This window comes from Vibrio sp. RE86, from assembly GCF_013114545.1.
Taxonomy (GTDB): domain Bacteria; phylum Pseudomonadota; class Gammaproteobacteria; order Enterobacterales; family Vibrionaceae; genus Vibrio.
Genome location: NZ_VTXI01000002.1, coordinates 164,202 through 190,781, shown reverse-complemented (window position 1 = coordinate 190,781; position 26,580 = coordinate 164,202). Strand labels below are relative to the sequence as shown.

Here is a 26,580-nt window from a genome sequence, read left to right as displayed (position 1 = left end):
CAATTTTGCTATTTAAGCTTGTAGAACACGGTTGCCAGAGGAGGAATACGCAGTGACAGAGACTGCTCAAGACCTTCACTTTCTACAGCTTGCGTTTTCGCGCTGCTCACTGTTTCAAAACCGCTGCCATTGTACTTAGCGTCATCGGTATTGAGCAGAAGCTCATACGTTCCTGCCAGAGGGACACCTAAGCGGAAGTCCTCGTGCGGTACTGGCGTAAAGTTAGTGATCACGAGAATGCGCTCACCGCTATCACTTAAACGTTCGTGCGCTAAAATCGATGCTTCAGCCGCATCTTGTAGGCGCCATTCAAAACCGCGAGGTTCGCAATCCAACTCGTGCATCGCTTTTTCGCTGCTGTAGAGCTTATTCAGATCACGTGTCAGCGCTTGTACACCTTGGTGACGTTCAAATTCCAGCAAGAACCACTGCAATTGATCATCATGGTTCCATTCCGCCGTTTGACCAAACTCTGCGCCCATAAAGTTCAGTTTCTTACCCGGCTGCGCATACATGTAACCTAAATAAGCTCGCAGGTTAGCCGTTTGCTGCCATTCGTCGCCCGGCATCTTGTTATGGATAGAACCTTTTCCGTAAACCACTTCATCATGAGAGAGCGATAATACGTAGTTTTCGCTATGCGCATAAACCAACGGGAAAGTAATGGTGTTGTGGTGGTATTTACGGTGTACCGAGTCTTCTTGGATGTAAGAGAGTGAATCGTGCATCCAACCCATGTTCCACTTAAAGCCAAAGCCCAAGCCACCCATGAATGTCGGAGCAGAAACGCCAGGGAACGCCGTTGACTCTTCAGCAATGGTCATCGCATTCGGGAAGTGTTTATATACTTCTTCATTCATCCATTTCAGCGTTGCGATCGCATCATAGTTCTCGTTACCGCCATCGACGTTTGGAATCCACTGATCGTGACTACGTGAGTAATCCAGATACAACATAGACGCTACCGCATCAACGCGAATACCATCAATGTGGAATTGTTCGAACCAGTACAACGCATTCGAAACTAAGAAACGGCGCACATGCTCACGACCAAGATCGTAGATGTATGAGTTCCAATCTTGATGCCAACCACGGCGAGGATCTGGATCGTGGAACAATGGCGTACCATCAAAGTTTGCCAAACCGTGATCGTCTGAAGGGAAGTGTGCTGGTACCCAATCAAGAACGACACCAAGGCCAGCTTGGTGACACTGGTCAACAAAGAATTTGAAATCATCCGGTGAGCCAAATCGGCTTGTCGGTGCGAATAGCCCGACTGGTTGATAACCCCAAGATCCGTAGAATGGGTGTTCAGATACCGGCATTAGTTCAATGTGGGTGTAACCCATATCAACAAGATACGGGATAAGTTGCTCGGCCAACTCACGGTAGTTTAAGAAATCACCGTTTTCGTTACGACGCCAAGAACCAGCATGCAGCTCATAGAATGACAGAGCTTCTTTGCGCTTTTCCGTAATTGGGCGGTTCTGCCACTTCGCGTCTTGCCACTCATAGCGGCTATGATCGTAGGTAACCGATGAGAATGATGGGTATTGTTCAGAGTATGCGCCCCAAGGGTCCGCTTTGTGTGGTAAGCCTTCACCATTTGGGCCCTTCAGTTCGAACTTGTACTGAGTGCCTTCTGGCAAGTTTGGAATGAAAATACCCCAGATACCATAGTCTAGGCGCTGCATTGGTGTACGACGACCATCCCATTGGTTGAATTCACCAACAAGACTACATGCCGTTGCATGCGGTGCGTAAACGAGGAATCGAATACCTGAAATCTGCTTGCCGCCACGCTCTATAGTGACAAACTGTGACCCCATATGCTTGTACATCTCTTTAGGCGTATGAAGATCATCATACTCGGCATACAAGTTGTGGTATTGGTATGGGTCATCGATAAGCTGTTCGGTATCACCCCAGTTCACGGCAAGAAGATAGTGAGTCAGGTGAAGATTTTTCTCTTGCTTGAGAATAAAGCCAGAAGCATCTTCACGCTCTAGTTCAATGCGCTCATCATCAATCACCAACGAAACACTGTCAGCACCCGGCATCCACACGCGTAGCGCGCCTTGCTTTGGGTCGATGAATGGGCCAATAAAGGAAAACGGGTCAGCAAACGACGCATGTGAAAGTTGGTTATATGTCTGTATTGCCTTATCTAACGTTTTTGTTTTCAAGTTAATTCTCTCCCTAACCTAACTTTCATTAGTCCGATTTTATCGGTTGTTATAAGTCGAGGTCTATGACCCCAAAAGCCCGCAAAATGCGGGCTTAAATAATATCCGGTAAGTTTACCGAATTACGGCTTTACTTAGAGTGACCAAGTCGATCATTTTCTATGTACACCATGCAACTCAATGTCTATTTACTCACTTTAGCTCGAACTTCAGTCAGCTTATCAGCGATGCGATTAACACCCGCATGTGCAAAGACTTCATCCAAGTTCATAGACAATTTACGACGCCAGTTCGGATACTCATCCACTGTACCTGGAATGTTGACTGGTTTATCCATTTCTAACCAGTCTTCAAGTTGCACGCTGAGTAATGTTGAAGAACCAGCAGCAACATGAAGCTGCAATGCTTCTGCTAGGTAACTATCCATTGGAACGTATTGAGCGTCACGGCCTACACCTTCAGGTAGGTAACCGTGCCAAGCCACAGAATCTAAGATACCTTGTTTGCACTCAAGACGGTCGGCAAACAAGCCTTTCAGTTGTTCCGCGTCAGGGTACAGACCAATCTCTTCACCCATTTTCAAATCGTCACAGTGCCAGAAGCCACGGAGTGTTGGCATGTCATGCGTACACAATGCAGACATAGACTGCTCTGCATAATGCTTAGGTGAGATAAAGCCACCATCCTCTTCAGACGTTTCGAAGAAGAACACTTTGTATGAGTGAATACCTGCTTCACGTAGGATGCCAACGATTTCATCCGGTACTGTACCCAAGTCTTCACCAATCACACTACATTGGTAACGGTGCGATTCTAACGCAAGAATAGCGAGCATATCTTCCACTGGGTAGTAGACGTACGCGCCTTTTGTCGCGTTTTCACCTTTAGGAATCCACCATAGGCGTAGCAGGCCAAGAACGTGGTCAATACGCAGTGCACCACAGTGCTTCATGTTTGCACGCAGCAGTTTGATGTAGGCGTCATACCCCGTTGCTTGAAGCACTTGTGGGTTAAGAGGTGGCAGACCCCAGTTTTGACCAAGTGGACCAAGAATGTCTGGCGGCGCACCGATGCTTGCATCCATGATTAGGTTGCCTTCATCTGCCCATGTTTCTGAGCCAGAATCCGCCACACCAACCGCAAGATCTCGGTAAAGGCCAACCGACATGCCTTTTTCTTCAGCAAGAGCCTGCGCTTCTTTGATTTGCACATCCGCAATCCACTGCAGGTACATGTACAAGTGAACTTGGTCTTGGTTTTGCTCGATAAACTTCTGAACCGCACTGTTTTCAAAACGACGGTATTGCTCAGGGAATACTGGCCAACCCCAAACGTTCGAATCTTCGTTATGAAGCTTAGTATGCAGCGCGTCGAACGCAGCTTGGTGAACTAGGCTTTCACCACCTTCTTCAACGAAAGCCAAGAATGCTTGTGCACGCTCAGTATTCTTATCAAGGTGACGCTTTTTAAACTCTTCAAACAGTTGTGGTAGAACGCTAAGTTTTAAGTCAGCCACTTCACTGTAGTTTACCCAGTGCGATTCGCGCGCTTTTTGTAGGCGCTGCTGGAAATCCGCACTACCCACTTTTTGCTGCGCTTCAATGCTCAAAGCAAACTCAGGAACAGAGCTCACGTCAATGTATAAGATATTCAACCAACGACGTGAAGATGGGCTGTAAGGACTTGCCCCTTCAGGGTTTGCTGGGAACAGAGAATGGATTGGGTTTAGACCAACGAAATCACCACCACGCGATGCGATATCCGCCACTAATTGCTTTAGGTCACCGAAATCACCAATACCCCAGTTGTGCTGAGTTCTTAATGTATAAAGCTGAACGCTTGGGCCCCACATCTTCTTGCCGCGTTCAATATCATCTTGCTTGAAACACGCTTTTGGCGTCACGATCAACGTCATTTCATAAGGCGCTTTACGACGTTTACGAGTGATCGTCAGTTTGTGGTAACCCCAAGCAATATCGCTTGGTAGTGCAAACACTAAAGGGCCACCCTCTTTGCGCTCATCACGAACGATTTGCGACTGAAGATAGCCTTCAAGTACCTCTCCCTGCTCTGTATCAAGACGCCAGCTAAACTCACTTTCACGAGCACTGACACCTAAATTCATCGCAACTTCTACTGGCTCTCCATCACGGACGACCAGAACAGGATCCAGCACATCTTTCTTGTGCTTTTTCTCTGCCGACTTTAGAAGAGTTTCATCATTGGTTGTGTCATAGCCTAAAGACGAAAGTAGGTGACGAATCGTTTCGTCTTCGACCTTTGCTTCATCTCCCCACGCGCTAACGTAACTGTCGGCGATTTTCGCCATTTCAGCGACTTGTTTTAATGCGTTATTCTCTTTCATCGCTCTCTCCGAAGGACTGCTTACCTTCAAAATTGTAGGGTTATTTATCGTTTAAAAGAGTAGAGCCAAGACCGTTTGGCCTTGGCTTTATTCGTTTGAAATTAGCGTTTAACTGGCTCTAATTTCCAAATGTTGTTTACATAGTCTCGAATTGAGCGGTCCGATGTAAACTTACCAACCAAGGCGGTGTTAAGAATCGCTTTCTTAGCCCAGCCAGCTTGGTCTTTGTATTGCTTGTCCATGTCTTCGTGTGCTTTCACGTAAGATGCAAAGTCCGCTAGACATAGGTAAGGGTCACCGCCATCTAGTAAGCTATCAAACGTTGCACGTAGTAGACCTGGTTGACCCGGAGTGAACTCATCACCCGTTAGTAGATCAAGCGATGCCTTCAGCAGTGGGTCTGCATGGTAGTAGTCGTATGGGTTGTAACCTTGCGCACGAACTTCTTGTACACCATCAACGTCTAAACCGAAGATGTAGATGTTCTCGTCGCCAACTTCCTCACGAATCTCAACGTTTGCACCATCCATCGTACCGATAGTCAATGCACCGTTTAGCGCCATCTTCATGTTGCCCGTACCTGATGCTTCTTTACCCGCTAGCGAGATTTGTTGAGAAACGTCAGCCGCTGGAATGATGATTTCCGCCATGCTTACACGGTAGTCAGGGATGAATACCACTTTCAGCTTGTTGCCAATACGTGGGTCATTGTTGATCTTCTCTGCCACCTTGTTGACTGCAAAGATGATCTCTTTCGCTAGGTGGTAACCCGGTGCCGCTTTCGCTGCGAAGAAACATACGCGAGGCTCACACTCAAAACCAGGCTCGTTTAGGATGCGGTGGTATAGAGACAGAATGTGTAGCAGATCTAGGTGCTGACGCTTGTACTCGTGTAGACGTTTGATTTGAACATCGAAGATTGCATTAGTATCGAGTTCGATACCCATGTTCTCTTGAACCCAATCCGCAAGACGCTGTTTGTTTTGTTTCTTAACAGCCATGAATTCTTTTTGGAATTTCGCATCTGTTGCAAACTGAGCGATGCCTTCAAGCTGCTCTAGCTTAGCTGGCCACTCAGTACCAATCTTCTCAGAGATTAGGTTTGATAGGCCTGGGTTACAGAACTTCAACCAACGACGTGGCGTGATGCCGTTTGTAACGTTAGTCAGCTTGCCTGGGAAGATTTCGTTAAACTCTGGGAATAGGTCTTTCTTAACGAGCTCAGAGTGAAGCGCCGCTACACCGTTCACTTTGTAAGAACCGATCACACATAGGTTAGCCATGCGAACCATGCGGTTGAAACCCTCTTGGATGATAGAAAGCTTCGCTTGCTTCTCACCATCACCCGGCCACATTTTACGAACTTCTTGTAGGAAGCGGTGGTTGATTTCAAAGATGATTTCCATGTGGCGTGGAAGTAGACGTTGGATCAGAGATTCAGGCCATGCTTCTAATGCTTCAGGAAGTAGTGTGTGGTTCGTGTACGCGAATGTATGCGCACTGATTTCCCACGCTTGATCCCAAGTTAGACCTTTCTCGTCTAGTAAGATGCGCATTAGTTCAGGGATAGCAATTGTTGGGTGCGTATCGTTTAGCTGAATCGTTTCTTGCTTAGGAAGGTCTTCTAATGAGTAACCTGCAGCTTCGTGACGACGTAAAATGTCGCGAACCGATGCTGCCGAGTGGAAGTACTGCTGCATTAGACGCAGTGTTTTACCTTTCTCATGGTTGTCGTTCGGGTAAAGCACTTTGGTGATGTTACCGGCATCGATTAGCGAGTGTTGCGCTTCGAAGTAATCACCGTTATTGAAGCTTGCTAGTGAGAATGGTGCAATCGCCTGACATTCCCATAGACGCAGTGGGTAAACGGTATCTGACTCGTAACCTACGATTGGTAGATCCCAAGGCATCGCTTTTACTTCCATACCTGGTACCCAAGTACGCACTTCACGGCCATCAATATATTCCACATTCACATGGCCGAAGAAGCCGATGTTTTGTGCAAGCTCTGGACGAGCCACTTCCCACGGGTAGCCTTCAACACCGCGCCATGCGTCTGGTGCTTCTTTTTGACGACCTTCTTGGAAAGATTGCTTGAATAGGCCGTATTCATAGTGAAGACCATAGCCAACTGTTGGGAATTCTTGCGCAGCACATGAGTCCATGAAACATGCTGCTAGACGGCCTAGGCCACCATTACCCAGTGATGGGTCGCGCTCTTCTTCAAGTAAGTCAGTTAGATTGTGACCAAGTTCTTCCATCGCATCTGTAATCTGCTCATACAGACCCATGCTGATAAGGTTGTTACCTGTCAGGCGACCGATTAGAAATTCTAGAGATAAGTAGTTAACGCTTTTTGCGCTTTGGATTTTAGGATCTTGCTCAGTTTTAAGCAGGTCTAATGTTGTTAGCTCAGCAAGAGCACGACCCATTGCAAGATACCAATCACGCGGTGTCGCGGTTGCTTCAGTCTTAGCGTACGTAGTGGATAGATGTTGCTTAACGCTTGCTTGGAACGAAGCTTTATCAAATTGTTTTTGTTGCGTAGGTTTCATAAGAGAAATCTCACTTATTGGTTCTAATCCATTTGAGACATATCGTGCATTGATATGGCGTGCGTAACATCCTCCTACCTAGACGGCGTATTGGGAGGAGGACATAGGGCGTAGAGGGCGTACAACCAGACGCTCAGTGATCTAACTCTCATTAAACTTTCAACACGACTGAGCTCTGGTGATTAAGATCACACCGCCAACGAAATTACCCTATACCTGATGTATTAAACTTAGGTTTCGAACAAAATAGTTAATTGAAGAATATGCATACTCGATCACATTAAGATTTTACTTACGCTGCAATTTTCATAATATTTGGTGCAAATAGGTGTTTCGATCCCACTCGCCACCACACCATTAAGTGATAAACATCACAAAATTAGGGCGTAGTTCACCCCATTTTGTGAATTAAGCAAAAATCCCGTTGTTACCTCAACCCGTACTGTTCATTTCTCAAGTACCATTCTTATAAAGCGGAATAACTGCAGTTAGATTTGTCGAGACTTGCAGCACTGTTTTGCATCAACGAGCAATACATCATGGATTAAGGGAACAGAAAGATGTGGATTCCTTCGAAACTGACGCGCCCAGGTCGCCTTCACAATGCCATCGTGCGTCCTAGGGTTTTGGACTTACTGCAACAAGCCCCGTTTTATAAGCTGGTGCTGTTTCGTTCTCCAGCAGGATACGGAAAGACAACCATGGCTGCGCAGTGGCTGTCCGATAAGTCTCACGTTGGTTGGTACAGTATTGATGAAAGCGACAACGACTCGTTCCGTTTCATGAACTACCTTCTCCAAGCTTTGAATAAGGCAACCAACGGTAGCTGTCCGAATTCACAAAAACTGGCAGAGAAGCGTCAGTTCTCGTCACTTCATTCTCTTTTCGGCGAAGTTTTCACAGAGATCTCTCAATTTCATCAAGAATGTTTCCTTGTGCTCGACGACTATCACCTCATTTCAGATGATGACATTCATGAGGCGATGCGTTTTTTCCTAAAGCATATGCCAGACAATCTCACGTTAGTTGTTACCAGTCGTGCCGCACCTCCTCTAGGTACCGCAAACCTACGTGTCCGTGATTTGATGATTGAGATTGGCGATGAGCTGCTGGCTTTTGATACCGAAGAAACTACCCGTTTCTTTAATCAACGTGTTGCGGATGGCATTGATGACACAACAGCGAACAATCTACGAAATTACGTTGAGGGTTGGCCATCGGCGTTGCAGTTAATTGCCCTTCAAGCGCAACACCAACACAAAACGTTGGCACAGTCAGCGGAGTCTTTCTCGCAGTTTAATCATGCTCATTTGTGGGATTACCTTGTCGAAGAAGTGTTTGATCTGCTCGATCAAGAGACTCGTCAATTCTTGCTTCAGTGCTCTGTTCTCAACCACTTTAACGATCACCTCGTGAGTGAGCTGACGCAGCGTGAAGATGCACTGAGTATGATTGAATCCCTAAACCGTTATGGTCTATTTATTCATCCTCTTGAAGGCGAGCAAAACTGGTACCGCTTCCATAACCTGTTTGCCGAATTTTTGGCGCACGAGCGTACTGCACGTATTCCACAGCAAGAGACACAACTGCACCAGACCGCGGCTAAAGCTTGGTTGAAGCTCTCATCACCACATCAAGCTTTGCATCATGCTCAAGAGGCGAAAGATAACCAGCTCACCGCTGACATTCTGACTCAGTACGGCTGGAAGATGTTTAATGGCGGTGAACTGCAAAGCCTTGAAACGGCGATCAATAAGCTTGCACCAGAGCAACTCTACAGCGAACCTAAGCTCTGTATGCTTCAAGCTTGGCTAGCGCAAAGTCAACACAGATACAATGATGTTGGCGATCTCCTTTCCAAAGCCGATGAATACATGCAGCAATTCAATGTCGTATTGAGCGCCAAAGAACAAGGTGAATTCAACGCATTAAGAGCCCAAGTTGCGATTAACCAGAATGAGCCAGAGAAAGCACTAGAACTCGCTGAACTGGCCCTTAGCCAAGTCGATAGCACTGTCTATCGCAGCCGTATTGTTGCCACGTCAGTCATTGGTGAAGTGAACCATGTATTAGGCCACTTAAGCCGCGCTCTACCGATGATGCAGCAGACAGAAAAGCTAGCACGTCAATATCAGGTGTACCATCAAGCTCTATGGGCAATGTTGCAACAGAGCGAGATCTTGATAGCCCAAGGTTATGTCCAAGCCGCTTTCGAAATTCAAGACAACGCCTTTAAGCTGATTGAAGATCAGCAGCTACAACAATTGCCTCTTCACGAATTTTTACTGCGTGTTCGGGCACAGATTCTTTGGTGCTGGAACCGATTGGATGAAGCGGAAGAGTGTGCCTACAAAGGCCTAGATATTCTTGGAAATCACAGCCCGAGCAAACACCTGCACAGCTACTCCATGCTTGCGCGTATCGCTATTGGCCGCGGTGAAATTGATAAGGCTGGCAAATTCATCGAACAAATCTCGCACCTGTTGAAGCAATCCACTTACCACGTCGATTGGACGGCGAATGCTTCGTTGTCTCTGATCTTATTTTGGCAAGCGCGTGGTAACTTAGATTCCATTGAGCAATGGCTAGAAACAACCGTACGTCCGCAGCAAGCTTGCAACCACTTTACCCAACTACAGTGGCGTAATATCTCTCGTGCTCAGATTGCACTTGGTCATTACACAGATGCTCATGAGACGTTGGAGTTCTTACAGAATCAAGCGAGCGAAAACGAGCTACTCACAGATACCAACCGAAACCTTATCGTTAAGTCTGTGCTGGCTATATCGCAGCAAGATAAAGAGTCGGCTAGAAAACACCTGAAAGAGGCGTTAGCACTTACCAACCAGACAGGTATGTTGGGTAACTTTTTGGTCGATGGTGAGAAGATTGGTCATATCTTAGAGTCATTAAGCCAAAGTAATGAGTTAAGCGATCTTGAACGCCACCGTACTCAACAACTGCTTAAAGATATCTCAACCAACCAACGCAGTAATTCTATCCACTTTGATGAAGAGTTTATTGAAAAGCTGGTTAATCACCCGAATATTCCGGAGTTGGTTCGCACAAGCCCATTGACTCAACGTGAATGGCAGGTGCTGGGTTTGATCTACTCAGGATTTAGTAATGAGCAGATTGCCCAAGAGCTTGATGTGGCAGGAACAACCATTAAAACCCATATCCGTAACCTTTACCAAAAGCTCAATATCGCTAATCGTAAAGAAGCGATCAAAACCGCAGAGAACTTACTGCAGTTGATGGGATACTAAGTCGAAAAACCAAAAAAGCGCCATCACGGCGCTTTTTCTTTGATTCGAACTTTTACGAGTCAATTAGAACTTCTTCGGTGCGTAACCTGTCATGACTTCTATGCGTAGCTCTTTACCTAGCTTAGTCATTGGGTGTACAACCACTAGACCGCGAACCGACTTCTTCAGCTTACCCATATCCGCTTGTTCAGCTTTAGTGATCTCACGAGAAAATGGCATGTCTAGCAGGCTTTTACGCTCTTTGTTCATGTCGTAGCTCTGCTTGTACTTCATCGCATTCGCTTTTTTAGTCAGCTTTTCAATTTCATTGGTGAACTTAGAGATCATTTCATTATCACCACGGCCTTTCGCTGCTTCCAGTTTACGATTGCAGTTATCAATTCGGTTATGTAGGTTTTGCAGTTCTTTTTTAAGGCTCATGGCTAAATATCTCACAGAAACAGAAAAGGGCGGCGAGTGTAGCACAAGCCCACTCACTGCCCTAATTATAATCTCTTTTATTTTCGTTGTTCGTAGAGGTAAACAGCTCGTTGAAATCGTTGACGATAAACAGCGCCTTCTCAACCCAAAGTTGTTTTAAAAGTGGTTCATTTCTCATCTTTGGTCTCCTTCAGGCGGCAAGAGTAAGCGAATCTTAGGATTCTATGTCAGTATAAAGTAAAGCTATTTATTGATTAGAATAATAAGGCCAATCTATGTATTTTCGCTCAACCCTTTTACTTGCTGCGTTACTTAGCTCGAACGCTGCTATAGCCGCTGACAACATTACAATTCGCTATCTAGACCCACAAGGCCATGACGCGCAACAGTCGCGAGATGACATCAAGAAAAGTGGCGTTAATGAAACCATGATTGAATTAGCAGACGAACTGATGCCATTCAACAAGACGTTGACCATTGAATACGGCAGTGACGATGGTCCGCTGTATGATCCAGAAAAGCACGTCGTCCAAATGCCCTACTCTTTTTACCATGAAGCACTGACCTACTTTTCTAAAAACGACTATCAAGAGAAGTATGGAAAAACCGCGCAATCAGGTGCGATTGATACGGTGCTGCACACACTCATCCATGAAGCTGGGCATGCTTATATTGCCGACCAAAACATCCCTATTTTGGGCAAAGAAGAAGACGCAGTCGATAACCTTGCCGCGGTATTGATGATCGAATACGTCGAAAATGGCGCTGATGCTGCGATCAGTGCGGCGGATATGTTTGCCTTTGAATCCGAAGACAGACCTGATTATTACGATTTTGGCGAATATATTGATGAGCACAGTTTCGATCTTCAACGCTACTTTTCAACGCTCTGCTTAGTCTATGGCAGCGATCCAGAACAACATGCTAATTTGCTAGATGAGGTCGAGAATGACTACCTTGCCGATCGCAAAGATTTTTGTGTGTTCCAATACCAAGCGATTTCAGATAACTGGCATCGTTATCTGGCTAAACTAGACTCTGATCAATAATGCGCATTTCGTCGTAGAAACTGCCAAAAGAGGTAACCATGACTCAACTCACCATTTTCTACGACGGATACTGTCCTCTCTGTGTAAAGGAGATGACGTATCTAAAACAGCGCGACCACAACGATTTAATACAAACAGTTGATATCCATACTTCCGCTTTCAATCAATATCCGCACATCGACCCCGAAGAGGCGTCGACCATTTTGCATGCCATTAACCAAGACGGAGATCTTCTACTCGGCCTTGACGTCACCTATCAAGCCTGGCATCTCGTTGGCAAAGGTTGGCTGTATGCACCTCTAAGATGGAAGCTTATCAAACCACTTGCCGACATCGCCTATCTCCACTTTGCTCGAAACCGTTATCGCTGGTCAAAGCTCCTGACAGGCAAAAGCCGTTGTGATAACAATCAATGTAAGTAATAAATTGAACTAATGTCTAATAAGTAAGACGTGCAAACCTTTCAAGATTCACATAAACCCGCCGATAATTTAGCTAATCTTATAGAATAAACTTTTGGTCTAAAAAGAATAATCCATAAACAGGTTCCACACCCATGCGCAAACGATTGCATTTTGAGGTGAGAAGCCAACACTACAAAAACAGGATGTTTGTATGAGTCTTACTATTCGTAGCCGCCTTTATATTTTGGCACTGGTACCGCTGCTGGTTATCGCACTTGGAATGATGGGGGTAACTTACGTTAAAACCACCGAGCTGAATCAACAACAAATTGAGCTCACCCGCTCTAACATGATGAACATGAAAAAAGCGGAACTTAAGAACTACATTCAAATGGCAAAGTCTGCCATCACTCCATTTCTTGAACGAGGCGCCTCTTTTGAAGAAGCGTTACCCACCCTCAAAACTCTCGAGTATGGCGAATCAGGGTATGTCTTTGGCTACGACACAAAAGGGGTTCGTGTTGCAGTTGGTAAAAGCGACAAAGGGCTCGGGGAGAACTTCTGGAATCTACAAGATAAACAAGGTAATTACCTAATCCAAGACCTTATTCGCAATGCGAGCAAAGGCGAATTCACAACCTATTATTTTCCAAAGCCTGGTCAAACAGAAGCGTTGCCTAAGTTGAGTTACTCAATTTTGATTCCTGAGTGGGATCTGATGCTAGGTACGGGTTTTTACACCGATGACATCGACGCTATCGTCGCGGAAATGGAAGCCTCAACCAACTCTGCACTTCAAACTACGCTATCTGCCATCATTATATTCTGTTTAGTGATTGCCGCTATCGTCGCTGTCTTCGCAATCGCCGTTAACCGTACCATCATGCGACCATTGGAAATGTTTGATGAGTCGATTAGCTCTTTCGCTAGTGGTGACGCTGACCTTACGGCTCGAATGGAAGACTTTAAAGCACCCGAGTTTTCAAAGCTCAGCCGAAACTTCAACGCATTTGTCGCAAGCTTACAAGAAATTATCCGCAACGTAAGTGACGTCGGCCAGCAAGTGGTGTCAGAGACCAATAACATGTCTCAACGCGCACACAAGGTTGACGAGATTGCTTCAGGTCAACGTTCTGAAACCGAACAGGTTGCGACGGCCATGACAGAGATGACAACGACGGCGAGTGAGATTTCTAATAACGCAAGCCAAGCGGCTCATTCAGCCAAGGAAGCGGATGATAATGCCAAAGAGGCACAAGGTATCGTCAACTCAGCGGCTCAATCGGTTGAAGCTCTAGCGGAAGAAGTATCGCAAGCCAATGGCGTCATTTCTCGCTTGGAAGGGGACGTTCAGAACATTTCATCTTCACTAGAGGTGATTCAAGATATCGCAGAGCAAACCAACCTACTGGCACTTAATGCCGCAATCGAAGCTGCACGAGCGGGCGAGCAAGGGCGCGGATTTGCAGTTGTAGCCGATGAGGTGCGTAAACTTGCTAGCCGCACTCAAGACAGCACAGGTGAGATTCACCAGATGATTGAACAGCTCAAAGCCGCTTCAGATGACGCTGTGAAAGCGATGGAATCAAGCCAAAAACGAGGCGCAAGCACAGTCGATGAAGCGAATGCTGCGGCTCAAGCTCTAGTTCAAATTCAAGATTCGATCGGCACAATCATGGACATGAACTCCCTGATTGCAACAGCAACCGAAGAGCAGAGCCTTGTAGGTCAAGAGATCTCTCAACGCATCGTCGTTATCTCTGACCAAAGCTCACAATCGGCCGACCTCGCCAATGAAAACCGCGAAGGCAGCCAGGCTCTTAATCACAGAGCGAACGAACTCTACGATCTCGTCGGCAGATTTACAGTGTAATTTCACTCTCGTTCACTATTAAACCCGCACTCGAAAGGTGCGGGTTTCTTATACCTATCTGGATAAATAGGTGGTCAGATAATTGCGCAGGAACAATTGCTTAGAGCAAGGCGTAGATTGCAGCTAGCTAGTTGACCTACCTACAAAATCTACAACGAAGCTATCAGCGATTTTAACCAGCAAGAATGAACAGATATTTATTCTGATTGGTATTGCTTGTACGGGTTTTATCCTAGCTTCAACGGCGTGCCCTCGCATTTTCCTTTGTTTACGCCTTCCAACTGGAGTGTGTAGCTAGTCACCTGTATACAAAGTGAAGTATGATTGTTCTATTAAGGAAATAAATACGTTGAGGATTAAGTCCTGCTATGACCAATCTGAAAAACTCTGTGGCGAAAAACATTAAAACCAAAGTCGCCGGACAAACTCAGGACGATGTTGTCTATTGCTACATCTTTGATGCGATACTTGAGCAGCGTTTACCACCAGCAACGAAACTCAGTGAAGAAGCACTGGCAGAGATCTTTGGCGTCAGCCGCACCATCATTCGTCGTGCTCTATTACGTCTCTCTATGGAACAAGTTGTCACGATCAGACCGAATCGTGGAGCGATGGTTGCAGCACCTACAAAAGATGAAGCGAAGCAGATTATCAAAGCCCGTGAAGTGATGGAGCTTGCAATAACAGAACTTGCGGTAACCAATGCCACGGCGGAAAAACTGGAAGAGTGCCGAAAATTGGTTGTAGACGAGAACCAAGCTTTTGCCGATGGCGACTATGGTAAAGGCCTTCGCCTATCAGGTGAGTTCCACATTAAACTGGCAGAGATGGCAAACAATGCCCCTTTGCTTGCATTCCAACGCAGTCTGGTATCACAAAGCTCGTTGCTCATCGCGCAGTATGAAACGGGTAATCACTCTAACTGCTCTCAGGATGAACACACGGCCTTACTCGATGCTATTGAAGCAGGCGATCAATCGTTAGCCATAAATATGATGCAAGAGCACATCAATCATATCCGTTCGAAACTCAACCTTGATAGCAACATGGCTTCGAGCAATCTCCATGATGTTTTCTCCGACCTGTTGAGCAACCGTTAACACGCGATACTATCTATTCTCAAGCCCATCAAACCGATGGGCTTTTTAATTCTGTTCATTCTTAGGCTGACAAGGGAAGGAATAGAGAACCTCCCTAACGATTCATTGAACTAAACAGATCCCCAACTCACTCATTCTTCGTTCTTGAGGATGACATCTAGTCCTCACCCTTAAAAATTGTACACAATAAAAAGTACAATATTAAAAAACTTTACATAAAGATTCTTCAACCAGATTGGCAACAATAAGTTCTATTTTTCATTACCTTACGTAGAAACAGTCCGCCAATGAGTCCCATTAAGCCCGTCTATAATGTTGCATTTTTGTAAATTCAAAGTTGACCTTGAGGTCAAAATAACCAATTATTGACCCAAAGGTCAGAAAAATAACATTGGAATAAAGTGTCAACATACAAGGAGGTCTCTTGATTACTTTCCTACTCAATCAAGAACTCAAACAAGAAAGTGAGCTGTCACCGAATATGACAGTGCTTCAATACCTGAGAACAGAAGTACAAAAAACAGGGACAAAAGAAGGCTGTGGTTCAGGTGACTGTGGTGCCTGTACCGTGGTACTCGGTGAGGTCATCGGAGGGAAGCTTCAATACCGCTCCGTGAACTCTTGTTTGACGTTCGTCTCTAGCCTACATGGCAAACAACTGATCACCGTTGAAGATCTACAAAACAAAGACAAGCTGCACCCTACCCAGCAAGCGATGGTCGACTTCCACGGTTCACAATGCGGTTACTGTACACCGGGTTTCATCATGTCAATGTTCGCTTTAAGCAAGAATAAGCCAGAAGCAAACAAAGAAAATGTGATGGAATCACTGGCAGGCAATCTATGTCGTTGTACCGGTTACCGCCCGATTGTCGATGCAGCTTTGTCTTTAGCTTCTGATAAGCCATTGATGGATCAGTTCGTTGAGTTGGAAAAAACCACTATCGCAAGACTGCAAACCCTACAAGAACAGCCAGCAAGCCTAAGTTATGGCAACTTAACTGCATACCTTCCCCGTAGCGTTAACGAGCTGGCTGTTCTTTACTCTTCTCACCCTAACGCCAAATTAGTTGCCGGTGGTACGGATTTAGCGCTAGAAGTGACTCAGTTTCACCGTGAAATCGAAACATTGATCAACGTCACTCAAGTTGAAGACATGAAAGTGTGTGAAGAGAGTAAAGATGCGCTGCACATTGGCGCCAACGTAGCAATCAGTGACGCATACAAACTACTGACTAACCACTACGCCGACTTTGGTGAGTTACTCCACCGTTTTGCGTCACTGCAAGTTCGTAACCAAGGCACGTTGGGAGGCAACATTGGTAACGCTTCGCCAATTGGGGATGCACCGCCACTGCTTATCGCGTTGAATGCTCAGGTGAAGCTACGTCGCGGAAAACAGTCTCGCGTTATGCCAATCGAAGATTACTTCATCAGCTACAAAGTCACTGCTCAGCAAGAGAGTGAATTCATCGAGCAAGTGATCATTCCAAAGCCAAAAGACAATGAGACATTCCGTGCTTACAAGCTGTCTAAACGTTTAGATGATGACATCTCTGCGGTTTGTGGCGCATTCAATATCGAAATTGAAGAGAACAAAGTGATCAGCGCTCGAATCGCCTTTGGCGGGATGGCAGCAACGCCAAAACGCGCAACGCGCTGTGAAAATGCCTTGTTAGGTAAAGAGTGGACTCAGGCCCATGTCGACGAAGCGATGAAAGAGATTTATAACGATTTTGAACCACTGTCCGATTTCCGCGCCAGCAAAGAGTATCGATCGATGACAGCGGCCAACATGCTACGTCGTTTCTACATCGAGCAGAACCATCACAACAACCAGATTGAAACAAGGGTAACGTCTTATGTCTAACGCACACCAGCCGACACTCTCTCATGATGAGATGGTCGCCATCGTAAAGCAGGATCTTAAAACTGGCGTTGGTAAAAGCGTAAAACACGACAGCGCCCCTAAACAAGTAACGGGGGAAGCGGTTTACATCGATGACCGTTTAGAGTTCCCTAACCAGCTCCATGTGTACGCTCGTTTAAGTACCCAAGCACATGCGAAAATCACTAAGCTTGATGTCTCGCCATGTTATGAGTTTGAAGGGGTTGCGATTGCCATTACCCACGAAGACATTCCTGGCCAACTAGACATAGGCGCGGTTTTCCCCGGAGATCCACTACTGGCTGATGGCTTAGTGCAATACTACGGCCAACCGATCATTGCCGTTGCTGCTAACGATATGGAAACAGCACGTAAAGCAGCTCAAGCGGCTATCGTTGAGTATGAAGCACTGCCACCTGTTCTTGATGTCAAAGAAGCACTGGAAAAAGAGCTGTTCGTGACAGAAAGCCACCAGCAAAAACGTGGTGACTCAGCGACAGCGATTGCGAATGCCAAACACGTGATTGAGGGCGATATTGATATCGGCGGTCAAGAGCACTTCTACCTTGAGACCCAAGTGAGTAGCGTAATGCCAACTGAAGATGGTGGCATGATCGTTTACACCTCTACCCAGAACCCAACTGAAGTACAAAAACTGGTGGCCGAAGTGCTGGGTGTACCGATGCACAAAGTCGTAATCGATATGCGCCGTATGGGCGGTGGTTTTGGTGGTAAAGAGACCCAAGCAGCAGCGCCGGCGTGTATGGCCGCCGTGATTGCTCATCTTACTAAACGTCCGACTAAAATGCGCCTACCTCGTGCTGAAGATATGACCATGACGGGTAAACGCCACCCATTCTACAACCAATACAAAATTGGTTTTGATGATGATGGTGTGATTCAAGGCTCTGAGATCATTGTGGCAGGTAACTGTGGTTACTCGCCAGATCTATCAAGCTCGATTGTCGACCGTGCGATGTTCCACTCAGACAATGCCTACTACTTAGGGGACGCAACTGTAACTGGTCATCGCTGTAAGACCAACACGGCATCGAACACCGCTTACCGTGGTTTTGGCGGCCCGCAAGGCATGATGACGATTGAACACATCATGGATGAAATTGCCCTCTATCTCGGCAAAGATCCACTCGAAGTGCGTAAAGCGAATTACTACGGTGGTGAAGGACGCAATGTCACTCACTACTACCAAACGGTTGAAGATAACTTCTTACCAGAGATCACCGAACAACTTGAGCAAAGCAGTGACTACCACGCGCGTCGTAAAGCCATTGCTGAGTTCAACAAGCAAAGCCCTATCTTGAAAAAAGGCTTAGCGATTACTCCGGTGAAATTTGGTATTTCATTCACGGCGACTTTCCTAAACCAAGCAGGTGCTCTAGTACACATCTACACCGATGGCAGTATTCATTTGAATCACGGTGGTACGGAAATGGGACAAGGCTTGAATATCAAAGTGGCACAAATCGTTGCACAGGAGTTCCAAGTTGATGTTGAACGTATCCAAATCACCGCTACCAATACCGACAAAGTACCGAACACATCGCCAACCGCGGCCTCATCGGGCGCCGACCTCAACGGTAAAGCAGCCCAAAACGCCGCACTGACGATCAAACAACGTCTAATTGATTTTGCCTCTAGTCACTTCAAAGTCTCGCCAGAAGAGGTGATCTTTAAGAACGGTATGATTGTCATCCGTGATGAAATCATGACCTTTGAATCCTTTGTTCAATTGGCCTACTTCAATCAAGTATCGCTATCGAGCACTGGTTTCTACCGTACGCCGAAGATCTACTACGATCATGAGAAAGCACGTGGCCGTCCGTTCTACTACTACGCCTACGGAGCCTCTTGTTCAGAAGTTGTGGTTGATACGTTAACCGGTGAGTACAAGATCCTTCGTGCAGATATCCTTCACGATGTAGGCGCTTCGCTGAACCCTGCGATAGATATTGGTCAGATTGAAGGCGGTTTCTTGCAAGGTGTCGGCTGGCTAACCACTGAAGAGCTGGTTTGGAATGAGCAAGGCCGATTGATGACCAACGGCCCAGCAAGTTACAAAATCCCAGCGATTGCAGATATGCCAATCGAGTTCCATACCCATCTTCTGGAAAACAGAGCAAACCCAGAAGATACGGTATTCAACTCAAAAGCTGTGGGTGAACCGCCGTTTATGCTCGGTATGTCAGTGTGGAGCGCTCTAAGAGATGCTATTGCTTCTGTTGCTGTAGAGGGTGCAATTCCAAAACTGGATACACCAGCGACACCAGAGCGCGTTCTGATGGCGATAGCTAAAGTAACTCAGCCTAAAAAGACCGCACAGCAAAGCACTCAGGAAGCATAACAAAAGGCTTAACCGTTCAAGGAGAGACGCATGTTTAAGGACAATTGGATTCATGAACTGGCACAACTAGAGAAAAACGGCGAACCGTGTGTGATGGTAACGGTATTGGAAGACCGCGGCTCTGTGCCAAGGGATGCCGGAACCAAAATGCTGGTGACCCGTGACCGACTGATTGCCACTATCGGTGGTGGTCACCTTGAGCATGTAGCGACCAAAATGGCGCGTGAAATGCTGATTGCGGGTGAACGCTCACTCAAAGTCGAACGCTTTAATCTTGGTGCACAATTGGGGCAATGTTGTGGCGGTATGGCAACGCTGAGCTTCGAACCCATTGGCACCGCTCAAAAACATCTGGTTGTGTTCGGTGCGGGTCATGTTGCCAAAGCCCTTTTACATATCGTCTCCACCCTTCCCTTCCGAGTTACTTGGATTGACGAGCGTGATGACGTTTTTCCTGAAGAGCTGCCACGGAATGTCTCCAAGCTGGTCACCGATGACCCAGTGGGTGAAGTTCGTGATTTACCACCAAACAGCTACTACTTGGTGATGACTCACAACCACCAGCTCGATTTTGACCTAGCAAGAGCCATCATCGACCGTGATGACAGCGTCTACTTCGGCATGATTGGCTCACTCACCAAGCGTAAAAAGTTCGATATGCGTTTAGCGCAGCGTGGTTACACCGATGCACAGATCGACACTATGATTTGCCCAATTGGTGTCAGCATGGTGAATGGCAAGCACCCAGCTGAAATCGCGGTATCGGTTGCTGGTGAACTCATCGCACACTATCAGGGGATTCCCCTTGAACAAAAACGACCTACGACACACAGTAAAAGTAATCAACAGAGCGATTCCCAATTGGAAGAGAAAATCGCCTAACTCGATTGCACGGCAATGGAGTTTTAAAAGGAAGTAACAATGACAACGCAACGTAAAGCTTATCGTGCAGCCATTTTGCACAGCATCGCTGACCCGAAAGATGTCGGTCTGGATAATTCATATCAGTTTTTTGATGATGGGGTGATCGTCGTTGAAGACGGCCATATTGTCGATATCGGAGAAACTGAAGAAGTCCTCGCTCGCCAGCCTAAAAATATCAGCATGACTGAGTATGAAGATAAGCTGATTACCTCAGGATTTATCGATACCCATATCCATTACCCTCAAACGGGCATGATAGCCTCTTATGGTGAACAGCTACTTGATTGGCTTGAGAACTACACTTTCCCTGAGGAACGTCGCTTCAAGAACCCCGTCTACGCCCATAAAGTGGCCAAGCTCTTTTTTGACGAGCTCGCAAGCAACGGCACCACTACCGCGCTGGTTTTTGGTACCGTGCACAAAGAGTCGGTGGATGTATTTTTTGAAGAAGCGCAAAAACGCAAACTGCGCATGATCGCGGGCAAGGTGTTGATGGATCGCAACGCGCCAGATTACCTAACCGATACCCCAGAATCTGGCTACGAAGCCTCAAAAGAGCTTATCGAGAAATGGCACAACACAGATCGACTGCTGTACGCCGTAACCCCTCGTTTCGCGCCAACCAGTACACCAGAGCAACTTGCAACAGTAGGTAAACTGCTCGAAGAATACCCTGATGTGTATATGCACACTCACCTCTCTGAAAACAAGAAAGAGATTGAATGGGTATTAGATCTGTTCCCAGAGCGTGACTCATACCTTGATGTTTACGATCATTATGGTTTGCTGCACAAGCGCTCCGTGTTTGCACATGGCATCCACCTATCAGACTGTGAATGTAAACGCCTGGCCGATACCGAGTCTGCTATCGCCTTTTGCCCGACTTCCAACCTATTTTTAGGCTCTGGCCTATTTAAGCTACCAAAACTTGAAGAGCATGGCGTAAGAGTCGGAATGGGCACCGACGTGGGCGCAGGTACTAGCTTCTCGATTCTGCAAACCATGAGTGAAGCGTACAAAATCATGCAGCTTCAGCAAGAAAAGCTTCATCCATTGAAGTCTCTCTTCTTAGCAACACTCGGCGGTGCTCGATCGCTGCACCTTGAAGATAAGATTGGTAACTTAGAAGTGGGTAAAGAAGCGGACTTTGTGGTGCTTAATTTACACGCGACTCAGCTAATGCGCTTTAGAATGAACCAAGCAACCACGCTTGAAGAAAAACTGTTTGTCTTGATGAGCTTAGGTGATGACCGCACTGTGTGTGAGACCTTCATCTTCGGTGAAAAAGCTTACGACGCTAACGGGCAGATCGACGTAAAAAAGTTCGCTAGCTAGTGGCTAACTTAGACCAACTTTCCTAGACCAAAGCGCTCCTATCCTTCCCTGGAGCGCTTTGCTTTACTGCAGTGGTAATCGACTATGAGTGGCTAGGATTATGGCGTTATCTCTCCAATCGAATAAAGAACTAACTCTTCTGGGTTCATGCCCTCGCCTAAAGAATGGATATCTTCGCCTTCTGATTTAAGCTCTTGAATTGCTCTAAGGGCCGCCTCTTGTTCTACACCTATGATGATCTTCATTTCTGAAGCGGAGACACCATAGATTGTCTTGTTCAGCAACTCTTTCACTTTTTCTTTATCTGATTGCATCTTATTTCCCTAGTTTTCATTGACCTACTATATAAGCCTGAAAAGAGTATAGACGTTTAGAACAGACCAAAGTGATACCAAGATCAAGGTGATTCTTGAATTTGTTCCCAAGAATTTCAATGCCCTCTCAAAACACCTGATCGACCTAAATATTCTTGCGTACAACTCATCACCTCTAACAAGGAACGTGCAGTACCCGACTCATTAAAGGAAAACATTATGTTGAAACGTATTTTGCTCTTATCGACCGCTCTACTTGCCAGTGTGTCACTTCTTATTCCCGTCAGTGCACATGATCACGGCATGAAGAAAGCTGACATAGTTGATGTCGCTGTTGAAAATGGTTCTTTTACTACCTTGGTCGCAGCTGTTAAAGCCGCTGGTTTGGTGGATACATTAAAAGGCAAAGGGCCATTTACGGTTTTTGCACCAACAGACGAAGCCTTCGCTAAACTGCCTGAAGGCACCGTAGACATGCTGTTAAAGCCAGAAAACAAGGATAAGTTAGTCGCAATTCTGACCTACCATGTTGTTCCAGGGAAAGTCATGGCAGCGGATGTTGTGAAGCTAGACTCTGCAACGACGGTTCAGGGACAAGATGTCATGGTAAAAGTCATGGGCGACAAGGTCATGGTCGATAACGCAACCGTTGTAGCAACCGATGTAAAAGCGAAAAATGGTGTAATCCATGTGATTGACACTGTAATTATGCCGAAATAAGGAATGGTAGGGGCGTATTCTTACGCCCCTCTTAAAGCATATGCCTAATGTCACACTCTCACAGAAAGACCTAAATAGAATGGAGCACCGCAAGCGCGCTCGCCTGGTGAACTCGCTAGCTGGCTTCAAAAGCGCGAACCTTATCGGCACACGCGATAACGATGGCAAGGAAAACCTATCCGTCGTCAGTTCTGTTATTCATTTAGGGTCCAACCCACCTTTACTCGCGTTCGTTTCCCGTCCAGCAACGACTAGGCGAGATACTCTCGACAACATTTTGCAAAACGAGTATTTCACCATTAACGCCATTGGCGCAGACTTTGTCACTCAAGCTCATCAAACGTCAGCGCGTTACCCGCAGCAGGCGTCAGAATTTGAGATTGTCGGACTCACTCCCTATTATCAAGACGACTTTCCTTGTCCTTTCGTTTTAGAGAGTGCTTTAAGAATCGGACTGCGTCTCAAAGAGCATATTTCTATTGCCAGTAACAACACCGAAATGGTGATAGGGGAAGTTCTTACGATTGCAGCCCCAGAGCGCGCCTTGATGCCTGATGGGTACCTTGATATCGAGTCACTTGATCTCGTGACGATTTCAGGGCTCGACAGCTATCATGTGACTCAAAGAGTTCATCGTTTAAGCTACGCCAAGCCTGAAAAAGCACTCTTTCCTTTAACTCGTGAAGGCGAACCCACCTCTTGGGGCGCATTTGAAGTCGATATAAAATAGTCGATACCAAAGTGGCTTAAGCTGGCTGAAAATAGCTTTCAAGCGTACTGAAAGGTACTTCGTTCACAATATTAAAATGGGTTTTTAGTGCGTGATTATATGACTCTTCACTCTCCAATATTGTTTCAACGTGACCACTTTTTTGGGCGATTTTGAGACGATTGTTGAACAGCACATTAGGGCCATATTCTGTTCTAGAAACAGCAACAATGTTGGCAGTGAACAACGAGCCTTCTCCAGTAGAGGCAAAGTGATTGCCGTAATCAATATCTCCCTTACAAACGTAGCCCAAATCTAGGCTATAGAGATCTGACCAAGCCCCTTCCTCTTTACTTTGAAACATCACTCCAAAGTTCGGATCTTTCACAAATCTAAAGGTCTGTGTATCTGTAGTCAGCTCTGTCTCGTAAACCAGCGGTAGAGGTGATCTTGGAGTGCTTGCACCAAATCCAGCATCGACTAACCAAATTTGACCGTCAATTGTAACGGTATTGATTAGATGTCCACGTCCAGACGGTTTACCCGATAAGTGCACTCTCGCTAGTTTCTGTTCTACATCATAGCCGACGGCTTGGAGCACAAGGTGTAATAGCCCATTTAGTTCATAGCAGTACCCACCCCTATCGCTAAGAAGCAGCTTACTAAATAGAGCCTCTTCATCCAGCTGGACTCCTTTGCCATGAATAACATCAAGGTTTTCGAAGGGGATCGTTTGATGCTGTCGTTGGTGCAACACATAAAGCGTTTTAAGATCAGGCGTCACCGCTCCCTCAAATCCAACTTTACTCAGATACGCTTTTAACATTTGCTCATTCATATTACTCACCGCTCTAAATTGCTGAGGACGCATACGCTAGGGCTTGATTAAACTCAACTTGAGTAACCACCCCTTTGTCCAAGTCAAAATTGTCATAAAAGTTAGGTAGAGAAATTGTACCGATAACATTTGCTGCAAAATATGGTGCTGCTGACGCGGCGGAATCAAGAACGGTTTGAGCACCATTGGCGCCAGGGGAAGTAGATAACATCAAAACAGGCTTATTTTGAAATACCTTCATATCAACTCGGGACGTCCAGTCGAAGAGATTTTTATACGCGGAAGTATAGGTTCCGTTGTATTCGGCAAATGAAACAACGATAAGATCTGCGCTGCCTAGCTCGTTGTAAAACGCGTGTGCAAGTTCATGAACGCCTGATTCTTGCTCTCTATCTTCACTATAGATAGGCATTTCAAAATCATTGATATCGATGAGGGAAACATCGGCACCCTCGAATTGTTGTGCAGCATACAACGCCAACTTTTGGTTGATCGAATTTTTGCTGTTACTTGCGCCAAAAGCTAATACTTTCATGTAATGTCCTCAAATTTAGATCATGTATCGTTAGGTTGCTCAGCCTAAAGAAAGTGAAATAAGTGGCTGATAACCTAAGCTTTAGACGCGATTGTGAAACCTCAACCTAAGTTGAGGTCAAGCGAATATTTTAAAAATTTCGAATTCTTGATTCTAAAGAACGTTCATTGGTGCGAGTAAAGCAAAGAAGCGCTAATATGAATCTTCCTTCAAAATAGCTTCAGAGAGCTTTCAATGAACATAGTAAAAGTTGACGCAAGCAACACCCATGTTTATGCCAATTTGTATCAAGGCTATGGTGCCGAGTTTTCTAGAATTATTGACGACAAGCCTAATAAAGACGGTCTATTCGAGATTTATCCCAAGCTAGAGGGAAACGTCACAGGTTACTTACTTTACTTGGAAGGAGTTCCTGCTGCCCTGACGGCAATCGATGAAAAGTCTCCACAAGAGTTTGAAATCTGTGACTTTTACGTTCTGCCCTGCTTTCGTAAAAACAAAGTAGGCAAAAGATTCATCTCACAACTATTTGAACGCTTAGGTGGCTCTTGGGAAATAAAACAAGTCGCTGGCGCTGACCACGCAATTCACTTTTGGCGTGATGTCGTCGGTGATTACACCTCTGGCAACTTTGAAGAAGATATCTATCAAGATCATAAGTGGGGCACCGTTACTAGACAGCGTTTCACACACGATGCAGACCTTTAATTAAAAGAAAGGACTGACCTTTACAGCAGTCCTGTCTTAATTTCGAAATAAGAAGAGCAATGCAAAGGCCATTTTTGGGAAAGTCGCTATAAATGCTAAGCACTACTCGATGAGAACGTCTTATTCGCTGCTATAGCTTTAGTTCTAATTCGTCCATTGCTTTGCCATGGCCGCCAGCCATCAATCCGGTGATTTTTTGCTGGTGAACATTGAGCGATACGTTGATCAAACTTGGTGAGCGAGGGGTCATGTATGCTCCTTGTTCAATCGTCATTTCAGAAGAACCTTGCTCAAGGTAGTCGTATAGATAGCAAGCAAGAGGGCCAGCCGCCATGCCTGTTGCTGACTCTTCTTTGATTGAGTATCTAGGTGCAAACATTCTCGTCGTAGCTGCAATATTATTGTCGGCGTGATCTTGAGTGAAGACATAAAAACCAATGAGATCTAATTTGTTACTAATATCTTCAATCAAGTCAAAATCAGGTTTAAGGTTTTGTAAGATCGTGCTGTTTTTTACCGGAATAATGACAAAGCTATTACCAGTATTGACCTTTAAAATCGGTGCCCCTTCTATTAAATCTGAGGGAAAAAGGTCAAGTGCTGCCAGCACATCTTTTTTATCGACGACTTCACACCATTGGCTTGGTTTGTCATAGGTTGGAGCGAGTTGCTCCATATAAGCCGCGCCATTCTGAATAAGAATCTTCCTAGAACCATCAACGGTCTCTTTGCTCGCTTCACCTTCTTGAATTAGCCCCTGAGCAGCCAGGTACGAAAACGTTGCAATTGTGGCATGGCCACAGTGAGCAATACGCTGGTTAGGGGTGAAAAAATCAAGTTTGTAAGTATCACGCTGAGAACGGCTAACGAATGCGGTTTCAGATAAGCCAATCTCTTGAGCGATTCTTAACATCTCTTCCTCGGAGTATTGATCCGCATTCATTACCACCCCTGCAGGGTTTCCCCCTTTGTCGCCTTTGGTAAACCCATTAACGATCTGCGCTTTTACATATGCCATGTTCAATT

Annotated in this window: 20 protein-coding genes; 12 read left to right on the top strand and 8 right to left on the bottom strand. The window is 45.9% G+C overall.

The annotated features are described in order from the left end of the window. Nucleotides 1–8 precede the first annotated feature (8 nt). From glgB to F0231_RS03075, 3 genes are all read right to left on the bottom strand, one after another. A complete protein-coding gene (gene glgB / locus F0231_RS03085; protein ID WP_171758245.1) occupies nucleotides 9–2,186 on the bottom strand; it encodes a 1,4-alpha-glucan branching protein GlgB in 2,178 nt (725 codons plus the stop codon). Between the two features lie 184 nt (nucleotides 2,187–2,370). Further along, entirely contained in the window at nucleotides 2,371–4,551 is a 2,181-nt protein-coding gene (gene malQ, locus F0231_RS03080) for a 4-alpha-glucanotransferase (RefSeq protein ID WP_171758244.1), read from the bottom strand. 101 nt (nucleotides 4,552–4,652) lie between these two features. After that, a complete protein-coding gene (locus F0231_RS03075) occupies nucleotides 4,653–7,106 on the bottom strand; it encodes a glycogen/starch/alpha-glucan phosphorylase (protein WP_171758243.1) in 2,454 nt (817 codons plus the stop codon). 560 nt (nucleotides 7,107–7,666) lie between these two features. On the opposite strand from F0231_RS03075, the gene malT reads away from it, so the two are divergent. Beyond that, nucleotides 7,667–10,375 carry an HTH-type transcriptional regulator MalT gene (gene malT, locus F0231_RS03070; RefSeq protein WP_171758242.1) on the top strand — a complete coding sequence of 903 codons (2,709 nt, stop codon included), beginning with the start codon at nucleotides 7,667–7,669 and terminating at the stop codon, nucleotides 10,373–10,375. Nucleotides 10,376–10,438: 63 nt separating this feature from the next. Here the strand turns inward: malT and F0231_RS03065 are convergent, their stop codons facing one another. Continuing rightward, nucleotides 10,439–10,795 (bottom strand): YibL family ribosome-associated protein, encoded by a 357-nt coding sequence (locus F0231_RS03065; protein WP_171758241.1) that lies wholly within the window; start codon nucleotides 10,793–10,795, stop codon nucleotides 10,439–10,441. 275 nt (nucleotides 10,796–11,070) lie between these two features. Here F0231_RS03065 and F0231_RS03060 point away from each other — a divergent pair, with 275 nt between their 5' ends. From F0231_RS03060 to guaD, 8 genes are all read left to right on the top strand, one after another. Then, nucleotides 11,071–11,844 carry a DUF4344 domain-containing metallopeptidase gene (locus tag F0231_RS03060; protein ID WP_171758240.1) on the top strand — a complete coding sequence of 258 codons (774 nt, stop codon included), beginning with the start codon at nucleotides 11,071–11,073 and terminating at the stop codon, nucleotides 11,842–11,844. 38 nt (nucleotides 11,845–11,882) lie between these two features. After that, the gene (locus tag F0231_RS03055) at nucleotides 11,883–12,266 is read left to right on the top strand and encodes a thiol-disulfide oxidoreductase DCC family protein (protein WP_171758239.1); all 384 of its coding nucleotides are present in this window, start codon (nucleotides 11,883–11,885) and stop codon (nucleotides 12,264–12,266) included. 193 nt (nucleotides 12,267–12,459) lie between these two features. Beyond that, complete coding sequence (locus tag F0231_RS03050) at nucleotides 12,460–14,121, top strand: methyl-accepting chemotaxis protein (RefSeq protein WP_171758238.1); 1,662 nt, start codon at nucleotides 12,460–12,462, stop codon at nucleotides 14,119–14,121. A 368-nt stretch (nucleotides 14,122–14,489) separates the two neighbouring features. Continuing rightward, on the top strand, nucleotides 14,490–15,221 hold the full coding sequence (locus F0231_RS03045) for a GntR family transcriptional regulator (protein ID WP_171758237.1): 732 nt from the start codon (nucleotides 14,490–14,492) through the stop codon (nucleotides 15,219–15,221). A 424-nt stretch (nucleotides 15,222–15,645) separates the two neighbouring features. Beyond that, nucleotides 15,646–17,091, top strand: coding sequence for a xanthine dehydrogenase small subunit (gene xdhA / locus F0231_RS03040; protein ID WP_171758236.1), 1,446 nt, complete (start codon nucleotides 15,646–15,648; stop codon nucleotides 17,089–17,091). Then, nucleotides 17,084–19,471: a xanthine dehydrogenase molybdopterin binding subunit gene (gene xdhB / locus F0231_RS03035; protein WP_171758235.1), complete on the top strand. Its 2,388-nt coding sequence runs from the start codon at nucleotides 17,084–17,086 to the stop codon at nucleotides 19,469–19,471. Before xdhA ends, xdhB begins: the two co-directional genes overlap by 8 nt. A gap of 30 nt (nucleotides 19,472–19,501) precedes the next feature. Continuing rightward, nucleotides 19,502–20,353: a xanthine dehydrogenase accessory protein XdhC gene (gene xdhC / locus F0231_RS03030; RefSeq protein WP_171758234.1), complete on the top strand. Its 852-nt coding sequence runs from the start codon at nucleotides 19,502–19,504 to the stop codon at nucleotides 20,351–20,353. A gap of 39 nt (nucleotides 20,354–20,392) precedes the next feature. Next, entirely contained in the window at nucleotides 20,393–21,730 is a 1,338-nt protein-coding gene (guaD, locus tag F0231_RS03025; protein WP_171758233.1) for a guanine deaminase, read from the top strand. A 98-nt stretch (nucleotides 21,731–21,828) separates the two neighbouring features. Here guaD and F0231_RS03020 read toward each other — a convergent pair whose 3' ends face one another. Then, nucleotides 21,829–22,044 carry a hypothetical protein gene (locus F0231_RS03020; RefSeq protein WP_171758232.1) on the bottom strand — a complete coding sequence of 72 codons (216 nt, stop codon included), beginning with the start codon at nucleotides 22,042–22,044 and terminating at the stop codon, nucleotides 21,829–21,831. Between the two features lie 219 nt (nucleotides 22,045–22,263). Here F0231_RS03020 and F0231_RS03015 point away from each other — a divergent pair, with 219 nt between their 5' ends. Both F0231_RS03015 and F0231_RS03010 read left to right on the top strand, forming a co-directional pair. Then, complete coding sequence (locus F0231_RS03015) at nucleotides 22,264–22,764, top strand: fasciclin domain-containing protein (protein WP_171758231.1); 501 nt, start codon at nucleotides 22,264–22,266, stop codon at nucleotides 22,762–22,764. A gap of 40 nt (nucleotides 22,765–22,804) precedes the next feature. After that, nucleotides 22,805–23,494: a flavin reductase family protein gene (locus F0231_RS03010; protein WP_171758230.1), complete on the top strand. Its 690-nt coding sequence runs from the start codon at nucleotides 22,805–22,807 to the stop codon at nucleotides 23,492–23,494. 16 nt (nucleotides 23,495–23,510) lie between these two features. Here F0231_RS03010 and F0231_RS03005 read toward each other — a convergent pair whose 3' ends face one another. Both F0231_RS03005 and F0231_RS03000 read right to left on the bottom strand, forming a co-directional pair. Next, a complete protein-coding gene (locus F0231_RS03005) occupies nucleotides 23,511–24,311 on the bottom strand; it encodes an arylamine N-acetyltransferase (protein WP_171758229.1) in 801 nt (266 codons plus the stop codon). Nucleotides 24,312–24,324: 13 nt separating this feature from the next. After that, nucleotides 24,325–24,846, bottom strand: a complete 522-nt coding sequence (locus tag F0231_RS03000) for an NADPH-dependent FMN reductase (RefSeq protein WP_171758228.1) — start codon at nucleotides 24,844–24,846, stop codon at nucleotides 24,325–24,327. A 234-nt stretch (nucleotides 24,847–25,080) separates the two neighbouring features. Between F0231_RS03000 and F0231_RS02995 the strand changes: the two genes are divergently transcribed. Beyond that, nucleotides 25,081–25,554: a GNAT family N-acetyltransferase gene (locus F0231_RS02995; protein ID WP_171758227.1), complete on the top strand. Its 474-nt coding sequence runs from the start codon at nucleotides 25,081–25,083 to the stop codon at nucleotides 25,552–25,554. A 130-nt stretch (nucleotides 25,555–25,684) separates the two neighbouring features. Here the strand turns inward: F0231_RS02995 and F0231_RS02990 are convergent, their stop codons facing one another. Beyond that, on the bottom strand, nucleotides 25,685–26,572 hold the full coding sequence (locus F0231_RS02990; protein ID WP_171758226.1) for a PhzF family phenazine biosynthesis protein: 888 nt from the start codon (nucleotides 26,570–26,572) through the stop codon (nucleotides 25,685–25,687). Nucleotides 26,573–26,580 lie beyond the last annotated feature (8 nt).

What these genes read in the sequence shown, in the direction of transcription:
- malQ (WP_171758244.1), bottom strand. Translation starts at nt 4,551, where the DNA reads ATGAAAGAGAATAACGCATTAAAACAAGTCGCTGAAATGGCGAAAATC.
- F0231_RS03075 (WP_171758243.1), bottom strand. Translation starts at nt 7,106, where the DNA reads ATGAAACCTACGCAACAAAAACAATTTGATAAAGCTTCGTTCCAAGCA.
- malT (WP_171758242.1), top strand. Translation starts at nt 7,667, where the DNA reads ATGTGGATTCCTTCGAAACTGACGCGCCCAGGTCGCCTTCACAATGCC.
- F0231_RS03065 (WP_171758241.1), bottom strand. Translation starts at nt 10,795, where the DNA reads ATGAGCCTTAAAAAAGAACTGCAAAACCTACATAACCGAATTGATAAC.
- F0231_RS03060 (WP_171758240.1), top strand. Translation starts at nt 11,071, where the DNA reads ATGTATTTTCGCTCAACCCTTTTACTTGCTGCGTTACTTAGCTCGAAC.
- F0231_RS03055 (WP_171758239.1), top strand. Translation starts at nt 11,883, where the DNA reads ATGACTCAACTCACCATTTTCTACGACGGATACTGTCCTCTCTGTGTA.
- F0231_RS03050 (WP_171758238.1), top strand. Translation starts at nt 12,460, where the DNA reads ATGAGTCTTACTATTCGTAGCCGCCTTTATATTTTGGCACTGGTACCG.
- F0231_RS03045 (WP_171758237.1), top strand. Translation starts at nt 14,490, where the DNA reads ATGACCAATCTGAAAAACTCTGTGGCGAAAAACATTAAAACCAAAGTC.
- xdhB (WP_171758235.1), top strand. Translation starts at nt 17,084, where the DNA reads ATGTCTAACGCACACCAGCCGACACTCTCTCATGATGAGATGGTCGCC.
- xdhC (WP_171758234.1), top strand. Translation starts at nt 19,502, where the DNA reads ATGTTTAAGGACAATTGGATTCATGAACTGGCACAACTAGAGAAAAAC.
- guaD (WP_171758233.1), top strand. Translation starts at nt 20,393, where the DNA reads ATGACAACGCAACGTAAAGCTTATCGTGCAGCCATTTTGCACAGCATC.
- F0231_RS03020 (WP_171758232.1), bottom strand. Translation starts at nt 22,044, where the DNA reads ATGCAATCAGATAAAGAAAAAGTGAAAGAGTTGCTGAACAAGACAATC.
- F0231_RS03015 (WP_171758231.1), top strand. Translation starts at nt 22,264, where the DNA reads ATGTTGAAACGTATTTTGCTCTTATCGACCGCTCTACTTGCCAGTGTG.
- F0231_RS03010 (WP_171758230.1), top strand. Translation starts at nt 22,805, where the DNA reads ATGCCTAATGTCACACTCTCACAGAAAGACCTAAATAGAATGGAGCAC.
- F0231_RS03005 (WP_171758229.1), bottom strand. Translation starts at nt 24,311, where the DNA reads ATGAATGAGCAAATGTTAAAAGCGTATCTGAGTAAAGTTGGATTTGAG.
- F0231_RS03000 (WP_171758228.1), bottom strand. Translation starts at nt 24,846, where the DNA reads ATGAAAGTATTAGCTTTTGGCGCAAGTAACAGCAAAAATTCGATCAAC.
- F0231_RS02995 (WP_171758227.1), top strand. Translation starts at nt 25,081, where the DNA reads ATGAACATAGTAAAAGTTGACGCAAGCAACACCCATGTTTATGCCAAT.
- F0231_RS02990 (WP_171758226.1), bottom strand. Translation starts at nt 26,572, where the DNA reads ATGGCATATGTAAAAGCGCAGATCGTTAATGGGTTTACCAAAGGCGAC.